This is a genomic window from Candidatus Nebulibacter yamunensis, from assembly GCF_024208055.1.
GTDB lineage: Bacteria > Pseudomonadota > Gammaproteobacteria > Francisellales > Francisellaceae > Caedibacter > Caedibacter lacustris.
Map to the genome: position 1 here is coordinate 96,490 of NZ_JAMBMW010000001.1, position 19,797 is coordinate 116,286.

The 19,797-nt window shown below is 38.0% G+C and carries 19 protein-coding genes and 1 tRNA gene; 8 read left to right on the forward strand and 12 right to left on the reverse strand.

The genetic code is table 11. From position 1 onward, the window contains the following. Positions 1-13: 13 nt before the first annotated feature. Genes tsaB through glmU form a run of 3 tightly spaced genes read right to left on the reverse strand, consistent with a single transcriptional unit; the run spans position 14 to position 3,929 of the window. Positions 14-682, reverse strand: coding sequence for a tRNA (adenosine(37)-N6)-threonylcarbamoyltransferase complex dimerization subunit type 1 TsaB (gene tsaB / locus M1V25_RS00445; RefSeq protein WP_116963036.1), 669 nt, complete (start codon positions 680-682; stop codon positions 14-16). After that, a complete protein-coding gene (gene glmS, locus M1V25_RS00450; RefSeq protein ID WP_116963037.1) occupies positions 682-2,529 on the reverse strand; it encodes a glutamine--fructose-6-phosphate transaminase (isomerizing) in 1,848 nt (615 codons plus the stop codon). The genes tsaB and glmS overlap by 1 nt, the downstream gene beginning before the upstream one ends. 32 nt (positions 2,530-2,561) lie before the next feature. Then, a complete protein-coding gene (glmU, locus tag M1V25_RS00455; RefSeq protein ID WP_498842120.1) occupies positions 2,562-3,929 on the reverse strand; it encodes a bifunctional UDP-N-acetylglucosamine diphosphorylase/glucosamine-1-phosphate N-acetyltransferase GlmU in 1,368 nt (455 codons plus the stop codon). A 241-nt stretch (positions 3,930-4,170) separates the two neighbouring features. On the opposite strand from glmU, the gene M1V25_RS00460 reads away from it, so the two are divergent. Beyond that, the gene (locus M1V25_RS00460; RefSeq protein WP_116963039.1) at positions 4,171-5,058 is read left to right on the forward strand and encodes an NAD(+) kinase; all 888 of its coding nucleotides are present in this window, start codon (positions 4,171-4,173) and stop codon (positions 5,056-5,058) included. Here the strand turns inward: M1V25_RS00460 and gcvPB are convergent. The 4 genes from gcvPB to gcvT all read right to left on the reverse strand — a co-directional run bounded on the left by gcvPB (position 5,055) and on the right by gcvT (position 9,488). After that, entirely contained in the window at positions 5,055-6,509 is a 1,455-nt protein-coding gene (gene gcvPB / locus M1V25_RS00465) for an aminomethyl-transferring glycine dehydrogenase subunit GcvPB (RefSeq protein ID WP_498842121.1), read from the reverse strand. The two genes, M1V25_RS00460 and gcvPB, sit on opposite strands and share 4 nt — an antisense overlap. A 19-nt stretch (positions 6,510-6,528) precedes the next feature. Then, positions 6,529-7,887: an aminomethyl-transferring glycine dehydrogenase subunit GcvPA gene (gene gcvPA, locus M1V25_RS00470; RefSeq protein ID WP_498842122.1), complete on the reverse strand. Its 1,359-nt coding sequence runs from the start codon at positions 7,885-7,887 to the stop codon at positions 6,529-6,531. Positions 7,888-7,973: 86 nt separating this feature from the next. Further along, the gene (gene gcvH / locus M1V25_RS00475; RefSeq protein ID WP_116963042.1) at positions 7,974-8,357 is read right to left on the reverse strand and encodes a glycine cleavage system protein GcvH; all 384 of its coding nucleotides are present in this window, start codon (positions 8,355-8,357) and stop codon (positions 7,974-7,976) included. Between the two features lie 24 nt (positions 8,358-8,381). Next, on the reverse strand, positions 8,382-9,488 hold the full coding sequence (gene gcvT / locus M1V25_RS00480; protein ID WP_116963043.1) for a glycine cleavage system aminomethyltransferase GcvT: 1,107 nt from the start codon (positions 9,486-9,488) through the stop codon (positions 8,382-8,384). Between the two features lie 115 nt (positions 9,489-9,603). Between gcvT and M1V25_RS00485 the strand changes: the two genes are divergently transcribed. Next, a complete protein-coding gene (locus M1V25_RS00485) occupies positions 9,604-9,732 on the forward strand; it encodes a hypothetical protein (RefSeq protein ID WP_275667736.1) in 129 nt (42 codons plus the stop codon). Positions 9,733-9,735: 3 nt separating this feature from the next. Here M1V25_RS00485 and M1V25_RS00490 read toward each other — a convergent pair whose 3' ends face one another. Next, positions 9,736-10,608 carry an EamA family transporter gene (locus tag M1V25_RS00490; protein WP_498842123.1) on the reverse strand — a complete coding sequence of 291 codons (873 nt, stop codon included), beginning with the start codon at positions 10,606-10,608 and terminating at the stop codon, positions 9,736-9,738. Further along, complete coding sequence (locus tag M1V25_RS00495; RefSeq protein WP_498842124.1) at positions 10,598-11,866, reverse strand: ATP-grasp domain-containing protein; 1,269 nt, start codon at positions 11,864-11,866, stop codon at positions 10,598-10,600. The genes M1V25_RS00490 and M1V25_RS00495 overlap by 11 nt, the downstream gene beginning before the upstream one ends. Positions 11,867-12,112: 246 nt before the next feature. Between M1V25_RS00495 and M1V25_RS00500 the strand changes: the two genes are divergently transcribed. Both M1V25_RS00500 and M1V25_RS00505 read left to right on the forward strand, forming a co-directional pair. Next, the gene (locus tag M1V25_RS00500; protein ID WP_498842125.1) at positions 12,113-12,856 is read left to right on the forward strand and encodes a helix-turn-helix transcriptional regulator; all 744 of its coding nucleotides are present in this window, start codon (positions 12,113-12,115) and stop codon (positions 12,854-12,856) included. Between the two features lie 161 nt (positions 12,857-13,017). Then, entirely contained in the window at positions 13,018-13,311 is a 294-nt protein-coding gene (locus M1V25_RS00505) for a hypothetical protein (RefSeq protein WP_116963048.1), read from the forward strand. 54 nt (positions 13,312-13,365) lie between these two features. Here M1V25_RS00505 and mltA read toward each other — a convergent pair whose 3' ends face one another. Continuing rightward, positions 13,366-14,406, reverse strand: coding sequence for a murein transglycosylase A (gene mltA, locus M1V25_RS00510; protein WP_239986701.1), 1,041 nt, complete (start codon positions 14,404-14,406; stop codon positions 13,366-13,368). Positions 14,407-14,731: 325 nt separating this feature from the next. On the opposite strand from mltA, the gene grpE reads away from it, so the two are divergent. The 4 genes from grpE (at position 14,732) to M1V25_RS00530 (ending at position 18,714) form a co-directional block, all read left to right on the forward strand. Beyond that, positions 14,732-15,310 carry a nucleotide exchange factor GrpE gene (gene grpE / locus M1V25_RS00515; protein ID WP_498842126.1) on the forward strand — a complete coding sequence of 193 codons (579 nt, stop codon included), beginning with the start codon at positions 14,732-14,734 and terminating at the stop codon, positions 15,308-15,310. 85 nt (positions 15,311-15,395) lie between these two features. Continuing rightward, a complete protein-coding gene (gene dnaK, locus M1V25_RS00520) occupies positions 15,396-17,339 on the forward strand; it encodes a molecular chaperone DnaK (protein ID WP_116963051.1) in 1,944 nt (647 codons plus the stop codon). An 89-nt stretch (positions 17,340-17,428) separates the two neighbouring features. Continuing rightward, on the forward strand, positions 17,429-18,544 hold the full coding sequence (dnaJ, locus tag M1V25_RS00525; protein ID WP_116963052.1) for a molecular chaperone DnaJ: 1,116 nt from the start codon (positions 17,429-17,431) through the stop codon (positions 18,542-18,544). A gap of 93 nt (positions 18,545-18,637) precedes the next feature. After that, positions 18,638-18,714 (forward strand) — tRNA-Arg (locus M1V25_RS00530). Between the two features lie 10 nt (positions 18,715-18,724). Here the strand turns inward: M1V25_RS00530 and M1V25_RS00535 are convergent. Next, positions 18,725-19,159, reverse strand: a complete 435-nt coding sequence (locus M1V25_RS00535; protein ID WP_498842127.1) for a DUF1841 family protein — start codon at positions 19,157-19,159, stop codon at positions 18,725-18,727. Beyond that, positions 19,156-19,794 carry an endonuclease III gene (nth, locus tag M1V25_RS00540; RefSeq protein WP_498842128.1) on the reverse strand — a complete coding sequence of 213 codons (639 nt, stop codon included), beginning with the start codon at positions 19,792-19,794 and terminating at the stop codon, positions 19,156-19,158. Before nth ends, M1V25_RS00535 begins: the two co-directional genes overlap by 4 nt. Positions 19,795-19,797: the final 3 nt, after the last annotated feature.

Here is a 19,797-nt window from a genome sequence, read left to right on the forward strand (position 1 = left end):
ACGATGTCAGCGTTTACACATGGATTTTCTTCCATTGTGATGTACCTTGCAAATAAATAGGCATCACCTGTTGATTTAAGCGATTTTCATCTTTTTTACTTTGATATTCAGTCAGTATTGCTTCATACAAATGCTGAGTATCTGGGCAGTAACCTTGAATATCGGGTTTAATTCCCAAACCTTCAATACAATCACCTACCACTAAGCTTAACGGTTTATCAGTAGACATTGCCTTAAGTACATCCTGTTTAAAGCAATCTTCAGATTTAATTTCTAAAATGTTTTTTAGTTTATTAAAGGAATACTGACCACAATATACGTCTGCCATACGCGCATCTAAAATAACGGAAATTAAATGTGCTTTTGTCTTATGATACGCATCTAATGCTATAGCATACATAGAAGAAAAGCCAACAACAGGTTTATCTAGTGCTAATGACATCGCTTGCATAACAGCTGCTGACAATCTGACACCAACAAAACTGCCAGGCCCTACACCATATGCCAATAGATCAATTGCCGTTTTTTGAATCTTTGCTTGACTAATTAACTCATTAATCATTGGTAACAGGTACTCATTATGTTCACGAGGAATATTTCTCGTTTGAGTAAAGAGTGCATCTTTCACAAATAATGTCACCGAACAAAAAGAGCTTGATGTATCAATTGCAAGAATATTCATTATTCCACCGTAACTGACTTAGCCAAATTGCGCGGCTGATCGACATCAGTACCTTTTTGTACGGCAACGTGATACGAAAACAGTTGAAGTGGAATTGTAAATACAATAGGTGCAAGGACTTCTGGTATTGAATCGATAACAAATGTATGCTTAGAGTCAATCTGTAATGATTGACTAATGGCATGGTCAGCAAACACATACAATTCACCGCCTCTAGCTTGCACTTCTTGTAGATTACTTTCTAGTTTCTCTAATAACGCATCATTAGGTGCTACCGCAATAATGGGCATTTCTTTATCAACTAAAGCTAAAGGTCCATGCTTTAACTCACCAGCAGGATAGGCTTCAGCATGAATATAGGAGATCTCTTTTAACTTTAATGCACCTTCCAGTGCCACGGGATATTGCATGCCTCTACCCAAAAATAAAGCATGCTGCTTCTCAACAAAATTATACGATAATTGTTCAATCTCTTTATCAAGTGACAATACTTTTTTTATAATCTCTGGTACTTTTTTTAATGCTTTTAATATCTCTTGTTCTTTTGTTTTTGTGAGTGTTTGTTTTGCCTTTCCTAAAGCGACTGCAAACAAGATAAAAGCAACAAGTTGAGTGGTAAACGCCTTAGTCGAAGCAACCCCCATTTCAATACCCGCTTGGGTCATAAACACCAAGTCCGCTTCTCGCACCATTGAACTATTTGGCATATTACAAATTGCTAATGTTTTAAGGTAACCACATGTCTTTGCCTGACGAAGTGCAGCTAATGTATCAGCAGTTTCTCCAGATTGGGAAACAGTTATAAATAAACTATTTTTAGTCACAACGGAATTTCGATATCTAAACTCACTTGCAATTTCAATGTCAACGCTTACCTTAGCATATTCTTCGATCCAATATTTAGCAACAAGTCCTGCATGAAAACTGGTACCACAAGCAACGATTTTCACATGCTCTACTTGGGAAAAAAGCAAATTTGACTCAATACCAAACTTATCAACAATTATCTCATTATCAAAACTAATGCAGTTTGAAAAAGTATTTGCAATCACTTGCGGCTGTTCAAAAATCTCTTTTTGCATATAATGCTTGTATCTTCCTTTTGACGCAGCATCTTGTATTTGATCCAGTTCTTTTATTTCAAGTTGCTTTGAAACGCCACTATGATCATAGATCTCTATTTTCCCTTGCTCAATAAGTACCATATCTCCTTCGTCTAAAAAGGCAAAACGGTTAGTAACAGGAAGCAAAGATAAAGTGTCAGAAGAAATAAAGTTTTCACCAATGCCATAACCAATTACAATGGGTGAACCTGAACGAACAGCTACTAGGCTATGTGGAAAATCCACGTGCATCACCGCAAGTCCATATGCCCCTTTTAGTTTTTTAATTACAGCATGAACATTTGTGATAAAGTCCTTATTTTTATCCCAACTTTTTTCAAGTAAATGCACTATGACTTCAGTATCAGTTTGCGATTGAAACTGCACACCTTGTGCAATAAGCTCAGTTTTTAACTGCATAAAATTTTCAATAATGCCGTTGTGCACAATTGCAATTTTACCGGATCCGCTCAGATGTGGGTGTGCATTATTCTCAGATGGTTCACCGTGTGTTGCCCAACGTGTATGTGCTATACCTGTTATGCCTTTTAAATTTTTATCTTGAGTTGTTTTATCCACTAAGACTTGAACTTTTCCCAACGCTCTTTTGCGCTTGATCTTGCCATCTGCAACGATTAATGCTACACCTGCTGAGTCATAGCCACGATACTCTAAACGCTTTAAACCTTCTAATAAAATAGCCAATACATTTCGCTCAGAAACAGCGCCAATGATTCCACACATTTTGTTTTCCTAATTTATTTTGTTTACGATTGTTACTCTTTTTTGGTGGGTCGCTTCCAGTCTGGGACCACCACTTGTTTATTCATACGGTTAATTGTCAATTTACCACTAGGTACATTTTTAGTAATGGTTGAACCAGCTGCAATGTTAGCACCATCGCCCACACTCACAGGAGCAATCAATTGGCAATCTGAACCAATAAACACGTCATTACCAATGATGGTTTGGTGTTTATTCACCCCGTCATAATTACAGGTAATTACCCCTGCACCAATATTAGAGTCAAAGCCAATTGTGCTGTCCCCGATATAACTTAAATGATTCACTTTGGAGTGTTTGCCAATAGTTGACTTTTTCACTTCAACAAAATTACCAATTTGCGATGCTTCTTCCAAAATTGTACCTGGTCGAATCCGTGCAAAAGGACCTACAGTAACACTTGACTTAATATCAGCACCATCAATAATAGTGTTTGGCTTGACCTTAACGTTATTACCAATAACACAATCTTTTAAAATGCAATTGGCGCCAATCACACAATCTTCACCAATGATCACATGACCCTTGATAAGCACGTTAATATCAATCCAGGTATCTGCACCAATTTCAACTGAACCTCTTACATCAAATCGATTTGGATCTGCAAGGGAGACACCTTTTGCCATAACTCGCTCTGCAACAGCCTTTTGCCACATCCGTTCAAGCTCAGCAAGCTGTGACCTCGTATTAACACCTAAAATTTCAAAATTATACGCAGGATGTGCTGCACGAATATTTATCCTGTCTTGACAAGCAAAAGCTACAATATCCGTCAAATAATATTCTTTTTGTGCATTTTTATTTTCAATTTTTGGAATCCAGTGGTGCAAGTTTTTACCAGAAACACAGTAAATTCCAGTGTTAATTTCCTTGATTTGCTTTTGAATGTCACTGGCATCTTTTTCTTCAACGATCAACTCAATTTCACCAAAACGGTTGCGTATAATTCTACCAAGTCCTCCTGGGTTCTCGACATGTGCCGTTAAAATACCTAAATCATCATCACGCGTTACATCAATCAAATGGTTTAAGGTGTCAAAGGACACCAATGGTACATCACCATACAAAATCAGCACCTTATCTTTCTTTCTAATGTGAGGAAGTGCTTGTAAAACAGCATGTCCTGTTCCTAAGCGGTCCCTTTGCTCGACCCAAATAATTTTTTTATCTTCCAGCGCAGATTGTACTTGCTGCCCTAAATGCCCCTGGACAATGATAATATTATCTGCCTGCAACGACTCAACAGTTTCGACAACATGACGAATAAGCGTTTTTCCTGCTAGCGTTTGCAGTACTTTTGATTTTTTTGAGCACATACGAGATCCTTGCCCAGCGGCAAGAATCACTACTGATAAAGCCATTATTACTCCTTTGTCAACTCATCACATAAGATATATTGCCCAAGACTCTCTAAAGTTAATCTGATTGATCTTGGCACTATTGAATATCTTGTTTTAGAAATGATTTAGATAGTATAACGATTAATTGCTAACAATAAACTGTTAACCTATCCAAACATAGTAACTTAAACGATTATACAGTATGATAAATGGGATTTTGCTTAAAACTAGAGAACTCATGACATAAGGATAGCATTTACCAATGACCTTCATTTTTAATAAAGTCGCTATTATTGGCACACATGACAATCCTGCTGTTGCTGAAACAGTAGAATATTTGATGCATAGTTTAATCGAGCAATCACTTCGCGTTTATTTAGAAGCTGAGACGGCTGCTAGTCTAGATGATAGGTTTGGTGAAGGCTACAGCTTGAAAGCGATTGCTAAACATTGTGAAATAGCCATTGTTGTAGGTGGAGATGGTAACTTTCTTAATGCTGGCAGAAATCTGTCGCTCATTAGTGATATTCCGATTGTGGGGATCAACCGAGGAAAACTGGGATTTTTAACAGACATTAATCCTGATCAAATTACCACGCGCTTATTTGATGTTTTGTGCGGTCGTTACCAACAAGAACAGCGCTTTATGCTTCAAGCATCCATCACAAGTGAGCATCACCCAACTGAGCAAACTGTTGCTTTAAACGATATTGTTATTGCAGCTGGACAACATAGTAGACTTTTCCAAATGCACGTTCATATCGATGGTCGTTATGCTTTTGATCAGCGCGCTGATGGCATGATTATTGCCACTCCCACAGGTTCTACTGCTCATGCACTATCAGCAGGAGGTCCGATTATGCACCCAGGCTTAGATGCAATCGTACTTGTGCCAATGTTTTCACATTCGCTTAATAGTCGTCCGATTGTGCTTAATGCTAACAGCCAAATTGAAATCACGATTGGGGAATATAACAACCCTGAGCCAAGTTTAAGCTTTGATGGGCATATGAAGCTTCAGCTTCGCCCAGCTGACACTATCAAACTACATCGCTGTAAAAAATCTGTCAGCATATTACATCCATTAGACTATGATTATTTCCATTCACTTCGCTCTAAGTTGCATTGGGGGAAAATGCTTTTTCCTTAACAGCACTGCCCAAAGATTACATCTAACTCACGCACGGCTTTCACATCATCTACTCGTTTTACAGATTGAGCGATGGGCGCTTGTTTTACCTTTTCTGGATATGATGCTGCAAGTTTACGAATTTCAATCATTGCATCAACAAAAGTATCCATTTGCTCGCGTGTTTCAGTTTCAGTTGGTTCAATCAGTAAATATTCTGGGACAAGTAATGGGAAATAGATTGTTGGTGCGTGCATATCATAATCCAATAGCTGCTTGGCAAAATCATTTGCAGTAACGCCGTATGCCTTTTTCTCAGCTGCAAGTGAAACGATAAACTCGTGTGAAGCACGTCGATCTGGTAATGCAATGATAAAGCCTGCTTTTTTCAACCTTGCCATCATATAGTTTGCATTTAGGGTCGCGATTTCTGATGCTTTTGTCAAACCATTACCGCCTAGAGTTTTCAGATAAACATAAGCTCGAATCAATACCCCCACATTTCCCATAAAAGCGTGCATAGCACCAATGGTTGCTGGAATAGCACCTTTTGATCTAATATGATAGACACCTTTCTCTTTTGTAATTGTAGGTACGGGTAAAAATGGCTTTAAGCGCTTATTCACTGCAATGGGACCGCCGCCTGGACCCCCACCACCATGTGGTGTAGCAAAAGTTTTATGTACGTTCATATGCATAACATCAAACCCCATTTTACCAGGTTTTGCTTTGCCCATAATCGCATTTAAGTTGGCTCCATCATAATAGAGTAAACCACCTGCTGTATGCACTAATTTTGCTACTTCTTCAATATCACGCTCAAACACCCCCATTGTCGATGGGTTTGTAAGCATAATGCCCGCAGTGTTTGGTCCTAATACTTTCTTTAGCGTTTCAATATCGATATCCCCCGTTTTAAGGGAAGTTGGGATTTCAATGACTTTACATCCTGCCATTACAGCTGTTGCAGGGTTTGTGCCATGTGCTGCATCTGGCACAATAATCTCATTTCTATGTGGTTCATTGTTAGCAATGTGATAGGCACGAATCATCTGTACTCCTGCAAATTCTCCTTGGGCTCCAGCACAAGGTACAAGAGATACTGCATCCATTCCAGTAACTTCAATCAAGATTTCTTGAAGCTCATACAGCATTTCCAATAAACCTTGCTGTGTATACTCATCTTGAAAGGGATGAATATTGAGTACAGATGGATTGAACGCACATTTTAAAGCTATGCGTGGATTGTATTTCATTGTACAAGAACCAAGTGGATAAAATTGAGTATCAATTGAGAAGTTCTTTTGTGATAACTTGGTAAAGTGACGTAATACTTCAAGTTCGCCTAGCTCCGGCAACAAGGGTTTGTCTTCACGCAAGTATTGAGTATCGAAATGGGTTTCACCATTAAGTTTCCATCTTTGTGAATTTGCTCTACGTCCTGCTACTGATTTTTCAAAAATAACTGTCATCTTATGCTCCAACAGCAAGCTAAGTTAATACGGTTTCCAACACTTCAACATATTTATCTAAATCTGATTCATTATGAATTTCAGTGGCACAAACAAGTAGGCTATTTTGTTGTGATGGGTCCAATAAAGATAAATCATAACCAAGCTGAACGTTGTGTTGAGTTGCTAAGCTTTTTGCTTCTTTTGCACTAACTGGTAAATCAACAACTATCTCGTATACATAGTTATGTAAAAAACGTACGTTAACCCCTACAATTTGGCTTAACTTTTTAGCAAGTTTTGTGACATTTTGATGTGATTGCAAGGCTATTTCTTTTATGCCTTTAGCGCCCATTAAAGACATATAAACCGTTGCTGCTGTCACAAGTAACCCTTGGTTTGAGCAGATGTTAGATGTTGCTTTTGCTCTACGAATATGTTGCTCACGCGCTTGAAGAGTTAAACAAAATGCTTCTTTGCCATCTTTATCAACCGTTCTACCAACAATACGCCCAGGCATTTGACGTGAAAGTTTTTCTTTAGTTGTAATAAATCCAAAGTATGGTCCACCACAGCTAAGCGGAAGGCCCAATGTTTGACCATCTCCACAAGCGATATCCGCACCACTTTCGCCCCAGTTACCTGGAGCTTTTAATATACCTAATACCGTTGGATTAACAACTGCTACAACCATTGCATTTTTAGCATGTGCCCAGTTTGTTAATGCTTCAAACTCAGTAATCTGACCATAAAAATTTACTTGAGATACAATAACCGCAGCATATTGACCAACTTCACACTCAGGCAAGCGTTTTATATTTGTACGCCCTTCTTGTGGCTGAGGGTATACAAACTCGACTTCAATACCTTGAGCGTGTGTCATCGTTTTTACTACATCAATGTAATGAGGGAAAATAATATCCGCAACTAACACTTTCTTACTTTTTGTTAATTTATTGGCACGCACAGCCATTAAAGCACTTTCAGCAAGTGCCGTTGCACCATCGTACATAGACGCATTTGACACATCCATTGAAGTAAGCGATGCGATCATCGTTTGGTATTCATAAATCACTTGTAATGTACCCTGAGAGGCTTCAGCCTGATATGGAGTATAGGATGTATAAAACTCTCCACGACTGATAATATCTGTGACGATAGCAGGGGTATAATGTTGATAGGCCCCAGCACCAATAAAGTTCGTTTGTGGAATGTTTTTAGCACACTTATCGCTAAATAAACGGTACATTTGGCATTCGTTTAAACCATCGGTTAAAGCTAGATGGCTTTTACTTTTTATCGATTGAGGTATCTCATCAAATAATGCTTCAATAGTATTGACACCAATCTCATCTAACATGAGCTTAATATCTTTGTCGGTATGTGGAACAAATGGCATAAACGCTCCTCACGTAGTATTTGACTTTTTATTACAAATAAAAGCGCCCAACACATAAGCATTGAGCGCTTTTCATTTAATTTGCATCAAGCATCAAACTCTTCAGCATACTCTTCGGCTGAAAGTAAATCATCAATCTCAGATAGATCATCCATCTTGATCTTAAACAACCAACCATCATCATAGCAAGATTCATTAACGATCGATGGTTTATCTAAAAGTGCTTCGTTTACTTCAATGATTACCCCCGAAACAGGTGCATAAACATCGGATGCGGCTTTTACTGACTCAACTACACACACATCATCACCTGCCCTTACTTCTTCATCAACTTCAGGTAACTCAATAAATACTAACTCGCCTGAGCTTGACTGTGCGAAATCATCAATACCACACACCGCAATATCACCTTCCAACCTCACCCATTCATGTGATTTCGTGTAATGACACTCTTGTCTTATCTCTGCCATAATTGACTCCTAAGTTTATTGATGCTAATGAGTTACCAGATTTTTCTGGCATTCTTTATATACTTTTTCACCTTTGCGTACAAATGGAAATTGCACGATTTTGGCAGGAATTTTTTTATTTCGAATTTCTACAAATACTTCTTCCGCATCAGCTGGAATGCGAGCCAAAGCAATACTTTCTCCTAAGGTTGGTGAGAAAGTCCCACTTGTAATAATACCTGTTTTATCACTATTTGCTATTAACACCTTTTGGTCATGTCTCAAAACACCACGATCCAAAAGCACTAACCCAACAAGCTTTTCATTAATCTTATCTTTTTTAGACAACAATGCCTTTTTACCAATAAAATCACGTTCACCTGAGAGTGACACTGTCCACATTAAAGCCGATTCAACAGGTGTTGTCGACTCATCCATATCCTGTGAATATAAATTCATCCCTGCTTCTAGGCGAAGCGTGTCACGTGCAGCTAGACCACAAGGTTGAACGCCTTGTTGTTTTAACGCATCCCAAAACGCTAAGGCTTCAGTATGCGGCATTGAAATCTCATAACCATCTTCACCTGTGTAGCCAGTACGTGCAATCATCCACTCACCCTTTTTATACATCGCAAAGGGTTTTAAATTTTTTACTTCTTCAGTTGCTAGATCTTTAAGTATTTGATTTGTTTTTTCACGCGATTGAGGTCCCTGAATTGCAATAATAGCCAAATCATCTCGTAATTTAATCTCAATAGCAAAGCTTATCCCATGCTTTTTTATCCACTTGACATCGGAGGTTCTGTTACCTGCATTAATCACTAAACGAATAAAATCATCTTCAAAATAGTAGGCAATTAAATCATCCACAATACCTGCTTCTTGGTTCAACATACAAGAATACATCGCCTTACCTTTAGCAAGTTTGTTAATATCATTTGCTAATAAGTATTGTATAAATGCTTTTGCATCACGACCAATAATATCCACCGTTAACATATGACTAACGTCAAACATGCCTGCATCTTTTCTAACGGCATGATGTTCTTCTATTACACCTACATACTGAATGGGCATGTCCCACCCAGCAAAATCAACCATTCTTGCATGCTCTCGTAGATGTTTTTCATATAAAGGTGTTTTGAATCCCATAATAAAAGCTCTTAAGCACTCATCCTTATTTAGTGTGCGCTCATTATAGCTAAAACAAAATATTGAATAAATCTCAAATCGGCAGAAAATTACAAAACAACAGAAATGTGAGTTAATGCACGATACCGTTATCGGGATTTACATTAACCGTATTGAATGGGGGACGGAGTATATGAATGACAAAGTAAAACACTACCTCAATTTGCCAGAAAATATATACCCACCTATTTATGACATTCAATAGCCATTATGCACGTGCGGCTTGTGATTGCTTTAGGCAAATAGCAAGCATTGTGGCGGCAACAAAGAATACCGCTAATAGTGACAATCCATGGATTGAGGTATTTGACATAAAAAGTGTTTCAGTTACTAGACAAATGCAAGGAGCAAGCGGCATATAAGCAAGCGCAGCATAAACACTGATATACTTTAAACCAACTTGAAATAGGTAAAGTGGCAAACAAATGGTTAATAATGAGATCAGTATAAAAGTGCTATAAAATGAGGGAGATTCAAATTTTATACCACCTGAATAAAAGGCGATGATTCCGGTAATCAGAACGAGTAAGAGAAAGCGCAGCGCTAAGATTTCAAAGGTGCTAAATTCATTGACTAATGTCTTTGAATAACGCGAGTAAATTGCACCAGTAACACCACCAATGGCAGCAAAAACAGCCATGAGCCATTGCCGAAGATCAGCGTGTTGATCGGTCATCGCAAGAATGCATCCAGTAATTACAATTGCCATACATGCAATATCAAATCGATTTAGTTTTTTACCGATAAATAATCCAGCTATCATCATGCTCGAAAGGTAAAGCAGTAAAAAAAGCGATGTCGGTAAATATAAGAGTGCAATAGTTGTGGCGCTCCAACAGACAAGAGAGGTCCAGTTTAGATTGAAGATTGTCGGGAATGCCTTTTTCAAATGGTGGTGTTTCTTGGTCAAGCCATGCAGTGAAAATGCTAGAAAGAATAAAACAAAAAAGACAAAGGTATAAAATGCCAGCACCATGGGTGGTGTGGACTGCACTTTGACATGTATAAGCATCATTCCTGCACTCGTGGATATACCAAACAGTATCATTGCCAAATGCGAAATATAGGCTTTAGTTTGCATGGATCACCTCCATCGCCTGGAATTGTGCAATATAGTCAAAATCTTCTACCAAAGTTTTGTAAGAGTCTGAGAACACTCTAAGTACTGCGGCTTTATCAACAATATTTGTGGCATTGTTACAAATGACCTGCCCTTTTGTAACGCTCCATTGAATTAAATACTCACTTTTGATTTGTGGTGTGTTTAGGTCAACGATTTTTCCTGTAAGCAATGGGAAAAACGCCCAAAATGCTGGTCTAATAGCATAAGATGGCAACGGAATATCAATACCAGATTGAAGCTTGAAATCCCAATCCATAAGATTAACACCAAAGTTATACTGGTGCATTTCGTTTAAAATGGCGCCAGGCGGTCTTGCCGCAATTTCCAAAAACACCAACTCTCCATTTTGCTCAAACACCTCCATGTGGTTTACACAGTGCCTGATCTTTAGCGCCTCTAAAGTCTTTTGTGCAAATTTGTGCAATCTGTTTTTTAAATACTGATCACGAATAACAGGTTTGCTTGCGAGCACTTTCCCCTGTGTCAATTCATGGTTTGGACATGAATATACTGATGCCTCAAGAAAAACTATTTCGCCATTTTCGGTAACAGAGTCTATGTGATAGAGTTTGCCTTGAATATATTCCTCTATTTCATAGGTGGTAACTTGCCACTCATTTTTACGGTGAAACGCTGCAAATTCATCAAGGGTTTGAATATGGTAAACTCCCTGACTACCGCAACTGTCGATTGGTTTGACGATGATGTTGGAGCTGATTTGATGACAGATAACTTCATATGCTTCCTTTGATGTTAGATCTCGTATTTGATTGAAGTGCATACATTTAGGTACGCGAATACCTCTACTGTGTAGAAGATCTTTCATCATAAGTTTATCGCGACACTTAACCAGGTCATCATATTTTGCACCCCATAAGCCAAATTCATCACGTAATTTGCCAATCGCTAATAAATTGAACTCATCTGTGCAAATTAAGACAATTTCATTTTGTGCAAACTGCTGCATCTCATTCAAGATAATACGTTTTAGTTCATTATAATTAAATTCGTATAAGAAGTCGTATTTCAGTTGTGTTGATGTGTTGTAAATATGATCCAACTGCTGTTCAAACTCATGGGGAATATTTTCTTTGAAGTAGTCGTCCAGAACTGCCACGATTCGATGGTCACCAAGCTGCTTTACTCGGGATAAAAGATCAGCAGAATAGAAACTACCAAATCTAAAGTTTATGAAAATTATTGTCTTCTGACTCATAAGTAAGCTACCTCTCAAAATTAAACTTTATGCCAACATGTATTTTTTCTGAGTACCTGAAAAGCTATTTTCCATGATAGCCGCATATGCTCCTTAATTTATCGCCATTATTTGAGTAACTTAAATACAAACGTGGAAGCCCCACTTTTTATGTGCAATTTGTAGTAAAAAGCTCACTTTTTGGTTTCGAGTTAGTGTAGACTGACCGGAAATTAAGTTCTATCCGCATAAAATACATAGATTCAGATGGAAGCACAAAATATTAAAAATATTGATCTTAATTGCCATATTTTTACTCAGTTGAAAGATCAGATGCAAACGCTAATGCAACCGCTTAGCGACAAGCTTGGTTTAACCACATTAGTCTACCAGCGGAAATATGACAATGGAGAGGAAATAAGAGTCTCTAATCGTCCTGATTGGCTGGCTTACTACTACCAGCATGAACTTTACCTTGGCAGCCAATTTGAAATAGAGAAGAAATCCCATCCAGAGTTCGTGCTATGGCACAGTATTGCAAAGTCACACAAAGCAGTATCGCACGCAGTTAAGTTTAATATTGACCATGGTTTAACATATATCAATCCGCGACAAGCTTATAGGGAGTTGTTTTTTATGGGTGCTCCAAGCGATAACTCCTTGGTGATTAATCGAGTGATTAATAATTTAAGTTTTGTGGCCGATTTTTCACAGCAATTTACATGCAAGGCCGAACATATGATCGCACAAGCTGAATCGCAAAAAGTCATTCTACCTCAGCAGGATGCGGTTCAGCGAGCGACGTTCAGACTCGACATTTTGTCGGCACGCGAGTTAATTGTTGCCAAAAAGCTGCTACTAGGCGGAAGTGCCAAGTGCATAGCCTTGCAGATTGGTGGTTCATATCGCACTGTTGAAACCCATATTCAGAATATGAAAAGAAAACTCAATTGCCAAAGCAAGACTGCGTTAATTGCAGAATTGTGGTTTTTAGGCTTAAAACCTGACTAGACCACAAATGCAGCTTTGCATTGACCATAGCTAATCCATTTTTGCTGCTATGTGAAGAGTCAAGGACTTGGCTAAAAAATTGCTTTACGGAACCTAGACTGATCAATTGTTCTATGTGAAAATGCCGCTGTCTACAGCAGTAGTTGAACAGGAGTTTTAAAATGCCTAATCAATATAGCGATAATTTTGAGTTAAATGTATTGAAAAAATATGGTAAGTCAGCCGAACAAGTGTTGAGTGACTTACATGATCAAGGGGTTTCGTATGTGAAAGCTTCTGAGATGATGGGTTATCAAGTTTGGACGGTTAAACGTTGGTGTCGACGCTATGGTATTAGCCTTGCTCAAAAAGAACTGATAGAGAGTAACAGTAACCGAGAGTTTATGAACAAGTTTCATGAGCAAGCACTCAATAAATACAATATATTAAGCCGAAAATGGGTGGCGTTGCATTAGAGGAAGATAGATTTACACTATGTATTTAGATTGACAATAGAACTGCTATGGTTTCTAAGTTATATTGGTTTGAGTAAGTCTAAATTCATTTGATTTTGGCAAGAGTACAAACATCGTGCCAGGATGCTTCATATGACCTGCGTAATATTCGGCAAGTTCTCCATTGCCCCAAAAAATATCACCACGAATGGGACCATTAATCGCACCGCCTGTATCTTGCGCAATTAGGAGCCTATCTAGTTTTTGAAATTTTTGTTCGGGTGTTTGATAACTGGTGCTTAGCCACACAGGGGTGCCATATTGATAATAGTTATTATCGATTGCAATAGAATAACTAGGTGTTAATGGTACACCTTGAGCACCAATCGGATTGGAGTGGCTTAATACTCTGAAAAAAACAAAAGAAGGATCATAGTTCAATACTTTGTTTGCATGTTGCGGATGATCATATAACCATTTTTTGATCGATTGCATCGTAATTTCTTCACGAGGTATCAGCTTGTTTTCCAATAAATAACGACCAATAGGTCGGTAAGGATGCCCGTTTTGACTGTCATATCCGACAAGAATGGTCTCGCCATTTGTAAGTTCTATTCTGCCAGATCCTTGAATTTGTAAAAATGTGCGCTCAATACGAGAGCCTACCCAAGCAATCACATCTTTTTTACTGAGATAATTGTTATTAGAAATTTCTTCACGTGTGTAATAAGGTACAAGTTTACCTTTTACAATTCTGCCATATTGTGTGCCTGATTTTGTTTTCTTTTGCACTAAGTTGTTGGGTGTCTTATAAATAGGCACAGAATACTCCTCATTACGGTATAAGCTACCAGAGATGGCTGGAGCATAATATCCTGTAAAAAGACCTTCGACTTTGTCATCATAACGAACAAGATAGGGAGAAAAGTTTTGCTCTATTATCTCTCGTGCTTTACGATCTGTATGGGCATAAGTAGCAAGAACGTTGTTGCAGCTAGTTATCCAGTTTTGGTTATAGTTTTTATTAGTTAGAATGGCTTTACATGAAATTTGTAAGGCTTGATAAGCGTACATTTGATCACCACAGTCCCAGTTAGGTAAAATTTGATAGCTCACAGGTTCAAAGCTAATACTCGTGTTAGCAAAAGAACTAATAGGTAGAAAAAGGCTTAAAAGGTTTATTTTTAGGGCTTTGGGAATAAGGCTCATATTGTAAGAGATATATTTTTCATGCTGGTATTTTGGCGAGGATTCGATGGAAGTCAAGGCTATTTTTTGTTCTGAATATAAATTATATTTACATAGTTTGATGATGAATAATGATAAATAGCTAAAGCCTTAAGCTATAGAGATAAAAAGTAAGATATTTTCTTGAAATGCAAAAAAGCGCCCGCAATTGATACGCCGTAATAAAAACAGATAAATCAAAATAGGTGCATCAATGTCAAAAAAACATCATAAAGAATCCACAAATGAAATTGAACTTGAGCAGGGTGAAGATCAGATAGAATCAGTATCCCAAATGATTGATGAAGTATTAGTACTTAAAAAAGAGAATGATGAATTGCAAACTACAATCGCAAATATGCAAGAAACCGTTGCTACTGCGGATGATAAAGTTCTGCGTGCGCATGCTGAAATGGAGAATATTCGTCGTCGTGCGCAAAAAGATGTGGAAAATGCACATAAATTTGCACTAGAGAGATTTGCTAATGCGTTATTACCAGTGCTAGATAGCCTAGAAAAGGCGGTTGAAGTTTCTGGTGAGTCAGATGAAGTAAAGGTAATGGCACAAGGCGTAACACTTACCATGAAAATGTTAGTTGATACATTAGAGAAATTTGGTGTGATACAGATTGATCCAATTGGTGAGGTATTTGATCCAAATAAGCATGAAGCAATGGCGATGTCACCTAATCCTGAAATGGATGATAATATGGTAATGAACGTTTTCCAAAAAGGTTATGAGCTCAATAATCGTGTAATTCGACCTGCCCGTGTCTTGGTTGTGAAAAACTAGATTTAAAAGAAGCTGAAAATAAAACTTGAAAAATAAAAACGCGTCGGCATATTCCTTGGCGTTAAATTAAAAGGAGATAACAACAATGGGTAAAATTATTGGTATAGATTTGGGGACAACGAATTCATGTGTTGCTGTTATGGATGGTAAGAATGCGCGCGTAATTGAAAACGCAGAAGGTGCGCGGACAACTCCTTCAATTGTTGCTTATACAGAAGGGGGTGAGATTCTCGTTGGTCAAGCAGCTAAACGCCAGGCGGTGACGAATCCGCATAATACGTTATTTGCTGTTAAACGTTTAATTGGTCGCAAGTTTGATGAAAAAGTTGTGCAACACGACATCGTTAAAAAAGTGCCATATAAAGTCATTAAGGCAGATAATGGTGATGCTTGGGTTGAAGTATTAAAAGATAAAAAAATGGCGTCACCTCAAGTTTCAGCTGAAGTGTTGCGTAAAATGAAAAAAACAGCAGAAGACTTTTTAGGTGAGAAAGTAACAGAAGCAGTTATTACTGTTCCTGCTTATTTCAACGATGCACAACGTCAAGCAACTAAAGATGCAGGACGCATTGCAGGTTTGGATGTTAAGCGTATTATTAACGAACCAACAGCGGCAGCGCTTGCCTATGGTATGGATAAACAAAAATCAGATCAAACTATTGCTGTTTATGATTTAGGAGGTGGTACGTTTGATGTGTCTATTATTGAGATTGCAAACGTTGATGGAGACAGTCAAATTGAAGTACTGGCAACAAATGGAGATACTTTCTTAGGTGGTGAAGATTTTGATGTGGCTTTAATGAATTATTTGATCAATGAATTCAAAAAAGAAAGTGGTATTGATCTACATAATGATACATTAGCACTTCAACGCTTACGTGAAGCCGCAGAAAAAGCAAAAATTGAACTATCGTCTACACAGCAAACCGATGTGAATTTGCCTTATATTACAGCAGATGCAACAGGTCCTAAGCATTTAAATATTAAAGTAACACGTGCTAAATTTGAGTCTTTAGTTGAAGATTTGATTAAACGTTCAATTGAACCTTGTAGAAAAGCGTTAGCAGATGCAGGCTTAAAAGTATCCGATATTACCGATGTATTATTAGTTGGTGGTCAAACGCGTATGCCTAAAGTACAAGAGGAAGTCAAAAGCTTTTTTAACAAAGAACCACGCCGTGATGTTAACCCAGATGAAGCAGTAGCAATTGGTGCTGCAATCCAAGGTGGAGTATTAGCAGGAGACGTTAAAGATGTGTTGTTATTAGATGTAACGCCTTTATCTTTGGGTATTGAAACAATGGGAGGTGTAATGACCAAGCTGATCGAGCGGAATACCACTATCCCAACTAAGAAATCACAAGTCTTTTCAACTGCAGAAGATAATCAACCTGCTGTGACCATTCATGTACTACAAGGAGAGCGTGAGATGGCGTCAGCAAATAAGTCCTTAGGGCGCTTTGACTTATCTGATATTCCTCCAGCACCACGTGGAATGCCACAAATCGAAGTAACTTTTGATATTGATGCCAATGGTATTTTGAACGTATCAGCAAAAGACAAGGCGACAGGTAAAGAACAAAATATTGTGATTAAAGCATCAAGTGGCTTATCTGAAGATGATATTAATAAAATGGTGCAAGATGCTGAAGCAAATGCAGAAACAGATAAGAAATTCCATGGGTTGGTAAATGCAAGAAATGCAGGTGATAATTTATTACACAGTGCACGTAAATCAATAAAAGACTTAGCAAATAAAATTACTGATGAAGAAAAAACAAAAGTAGAAACTGCATGTAATGAACTAGAGGCTGTGTTAAAAACAGATGATAAAGATAACATTGAGTTGAAGACAAAAGCACTAGAAGAAGCATTTGCGCCGATTTCACAAAAGGCCTATGAGTATGCACAAGGTAAAGCAGATGCAACACAAAATCATACTTCATCTGATGACTCAAATGCTAAGAAAGCAGATAGTAATGTCGTTGACGCTGAATTTGAAGAAGTGAAAGATGACGATAAGAAATAATAAAAGCTAACTTTTAACTTGAAAAATGCGGGCATGTCCCGCATTTTTTATAGCGTTTTAAATGCAGACGAGAATAATGGTAAAAAGACATGCCCAGAGATTATTACGAAATATTAGGCGTATCCAAGAGTGCAACAGAACAGGAACTCAAACGTGCTTATCGTAAAATGGCGATGAAGTATCACCCTGATCGAAACCCAAATGATAAAGATGCCGAGACTAAATTCAAAGAAGCTTCAGAAGCTTATGAAATATTAAGCGATCCGCAAAAGCGCGCAGCATATGACCAATTTGGTCATGCTGGTGTCCAACAAGGCTCAGGACATGGTGGGTTTAGCGGTGGTAACTTTAATGATGTTTTTGGTGATATTTTTAGTGATATTTTCGGTGGTGGGGCGCGGGGCGGAAGAAGCTCTCGTACTTATGCTCGTCGTGGTAACGATTTACAATATAACCTTGAAATTACCCTAGAAGAAGCAATTCATGGTACAACAAAGGAAATTAAAGTTCCAACTTATGTCAGCTGTGGTAGCTGTCATGGAACAGGGGGAACTGGTAAACAGACCTGTAGCATGTGTCATGGGGCTGGAGCTGTGAGAATGTCACAAGGTTTTTTTTCCGTTGAGCAGACATGCCCAACTTGTCATGGAACAGGTTCAATAATTAAAGATCCGTGTCGATCTTGTCATGGACAAGGTAGAAAACAGGATACCAAATCATTATCGGTTAAAATCCCAGCAGGTGTGGATACAGGGGATAGAATTAGGCTTGCAGGTGAAGGGGAAGCTGGTGAATATGGTGCCTCTTCTGGAGATTTATATGTGCAAGTACGTGTAAGAGAGCATGCTATTTTTGAGCGTAATGGTTCGGATCTTTATTGTGAAGTACCTATTACTTTCATCATAGCATGTTTAGGTGGTGAGTTAGATGTGCCTACTATTGATGGCAAGGTGAAGCTTAAAATTCCACCTGAAACGCAAACAGGTAAATTATTTAGGTTACGTGGTAAAGGCGTTAAAGCGTTGCGAGGTAATAGCATGGGAGACTTAATGTGTAAAGTAACCGTTGAAACACCCGTTAATTTAAATACCAAACAGCGTGCTTTATTAGAGGAGTTTGCTGCCTCTTTAGGCGAACAACATACGCACTCGCCAAAGTCAAAATCTTGGTTTGATAACGTTAAAGAGTTTTTTGCAGGTTCCTAAAATTTCAGGCGTTATAGAAAAACGTGATTATAAATCCGAGATTTTGATTGCTTTTTTTTGATACTTTCACAATCTGCAAACGATTAGAATTAGGCACCCGTAGCTCAGTTGGATAGAGCGTTGGCCTCCGGAGCCAAAGGTCAGGCGTTCGAATCGCCTCGGGTGCACCATATGATTAAGCTACTTCACAAGTAAGTTTCTTAGCTGTGACAGATAAACTTCTTGATCTGCAACGGTGCTATTTTTCTGTGCACTCCAGATTGATTCAGCAAGATAATTCATCATTTTATGGTGAACGGTGTGTTCATCGTTCAAGTGTGCTTTACATAAGGCGTGATAGATATCACTAATTCCTTGTGGTCGATTAGTAATAACTTGTTCAATAAGTGCTAAATGTAAGCTCATATGCAAAAATGGATTGGTTTCACCAAGCTCAGGTGGAAAATCTTTGTCAAGATTGTAAAGGTTAGACAAAAAACTTTGGTATTCTGGATGATACTCGATTACACGTACAATTTGTATTTCTAGGTCCGTTAAAAGTTGTTTATTTAAGTGTTTATACCAACTATCAAAATAAAGTTTTCTAAGTTCAAGTCGGGTTGGGTTAAAAATCATAAATAAGCTTCTTTTTGTTTGAATTCACATAAATCATAGATGGGGCATTTACTACATTTGGGTTTTTTCGCTGTACAAATATAGCGACCATGTAAAATGAGCCAGTGATGTGCATCTTTTAAAAACTTTTTTGGAATAATGTACAATAGCTTGTGTTCAACTTCATTGATACTTTTTCCAGGAGCTAGGTTCATGCGGTTAGCGATCCGAAAAATATGTGTATCTACAGCTATCGTAGGCTCACCAAAAGCGGTATTAAGCACTACGTTTGCGGTTTTACGCCCAACGCCAGGTAAAGTCTCTAGTGCTTTACGATTATTGGGAACTTCACCATTATAAAGTTCAATAAGCATTTGGCAGGTTTTAATAATATGCTTAGCCTTAGTTTTATATAGTCCAATGGCTTGAATATATGGAATGAGTTCCTCCTCTCCGATGTGTAAAATTTTCTCTGGTGTATTTGCTATTAAGAAAAGCTTATCAGTCGCTTTATTGACGCTGATATCAGTTGCCTGAGCAGATAAAATGACTGAAATTAATAATTCAAACGTTGAACTATAGTTGAGTTCAGTGGTTGGATGAGGATTATTGTGAGCAAAAATTTCAAAAATCTGTCGGCACTTCGTTTTGTTCATTTG

Coding starts and splice junctions, on each gene's coding strand:
- M1V25_RS00505 (WP_116963048.1), top strand. CDS start 13,018: ATGCCTAATCAATATAGCGATAATTTTGAGTTAAATGTATTGAAAAAA.
- glmS (WP_116963037.1), bottom strand. CDS start 2,529: ATGTGTGGAATCATTGGCGCTGTTTCTGAGCGAAATGTATTGGCTATT.
- M1V25_RS00495 (WP_498842124.1), bottom strand. CDS start 11,866: ATGAGTCAGAAGACAATAATTTTCATAAACTTTAGATTTGGTAGTTTC.
- grpE (WP_498842126.1), top strand. CDS start 14,732: ATGTCAAAAAAACATCATAAAGAATCCACAAATGAAATTGAACTTGAG.
- glmU (WP_498842120.1), bottom strand. CDS start 3,929: ATGGCTTTATCAGTAGTGATTCTTGCCGCTGGGCAAGGATCTCGTATG.
- M1V25_RS00460 (WP_116963039.1), top strand. CDS start 4,171: ATGACCTTCATTTTTAATAAAGTCGCTATTATTGGCACACATGACAAT.
- tsaB (WP_116963036.1), bottom strand. CDS start 682: ATGAATATTCTTGCAATTGATACATCAAGCTCTTTTTGTTCGGTGACA.
- gcvPA (WP_498842122.1), bottom strand. CDS start 7,887: ATGCCATTTGTTCCACATACCGACAAAGATATTAAGCTCATGTTAGAT.
- nth (WP_498842128.1), bottom strand. CDS start 19,794: ATGAACAAAACGAAGTGCCGACAGATTTTTGAAATTTTTGCTCACAAT.
- M1V25_RS00500 (WP_498842125.1), top strand. CDS start 12,113: ATGGAAGCACAAAATATTAAAAATATTGATCTTAATTGCCATATTTTT.
- dnaJ (WP_116963052.1), top strand. CDS start 17,429: ATGCCCAGAGATTATTACGAAATATTAGGCGTATCCAAGAGTGCAACA.
- M1V25_RS00485 (WP_275667736.1), top strand. CDS start 9,604: ATGCACGATACCGTTATCGGGATTTACATTAACCGTATTGAATGGGGG.
- M1V25_RS00535 (WP_498842127.1), bottom strand. CDS start 19,159: ATGATTTTTAACCCAACCCGACTTGAACTTAGAAAACTTTATTTTGAT.
- M1V25_RS00490 (WP_498842123.1), bottom strand. CDS start 10,608: ATGCAAACTAAAGCCTATATTTCGCATTTGGCAATGATACTGTTTGGT.
- gcvPB (WP_498842121.1), bottom strand. CDS start 6,509: ATGACAGTTATTTTTGAAAAATCAGTAGCAGGACGTAGAGCAAATTCA.
- gcvH (WP_116963042.1), bottom strand. CDS start 8,357: ATGGCAGAGATAAGACAAGAGTGTCATTACACGAAATCACATGAATGG.
- gcvT (WP_116963043.1), bottom strand. CDS start 9,488: ATGGGATTCAAAACACCTTTATATGAAAAACATCTACGAGAGCATGCA.
- dnaK (WP_116963051.1), top strand. CDS start 15,396: ATGGGTAAAATTATTGGTATAGATTTGGGGACAACGAATTCATGTGTT.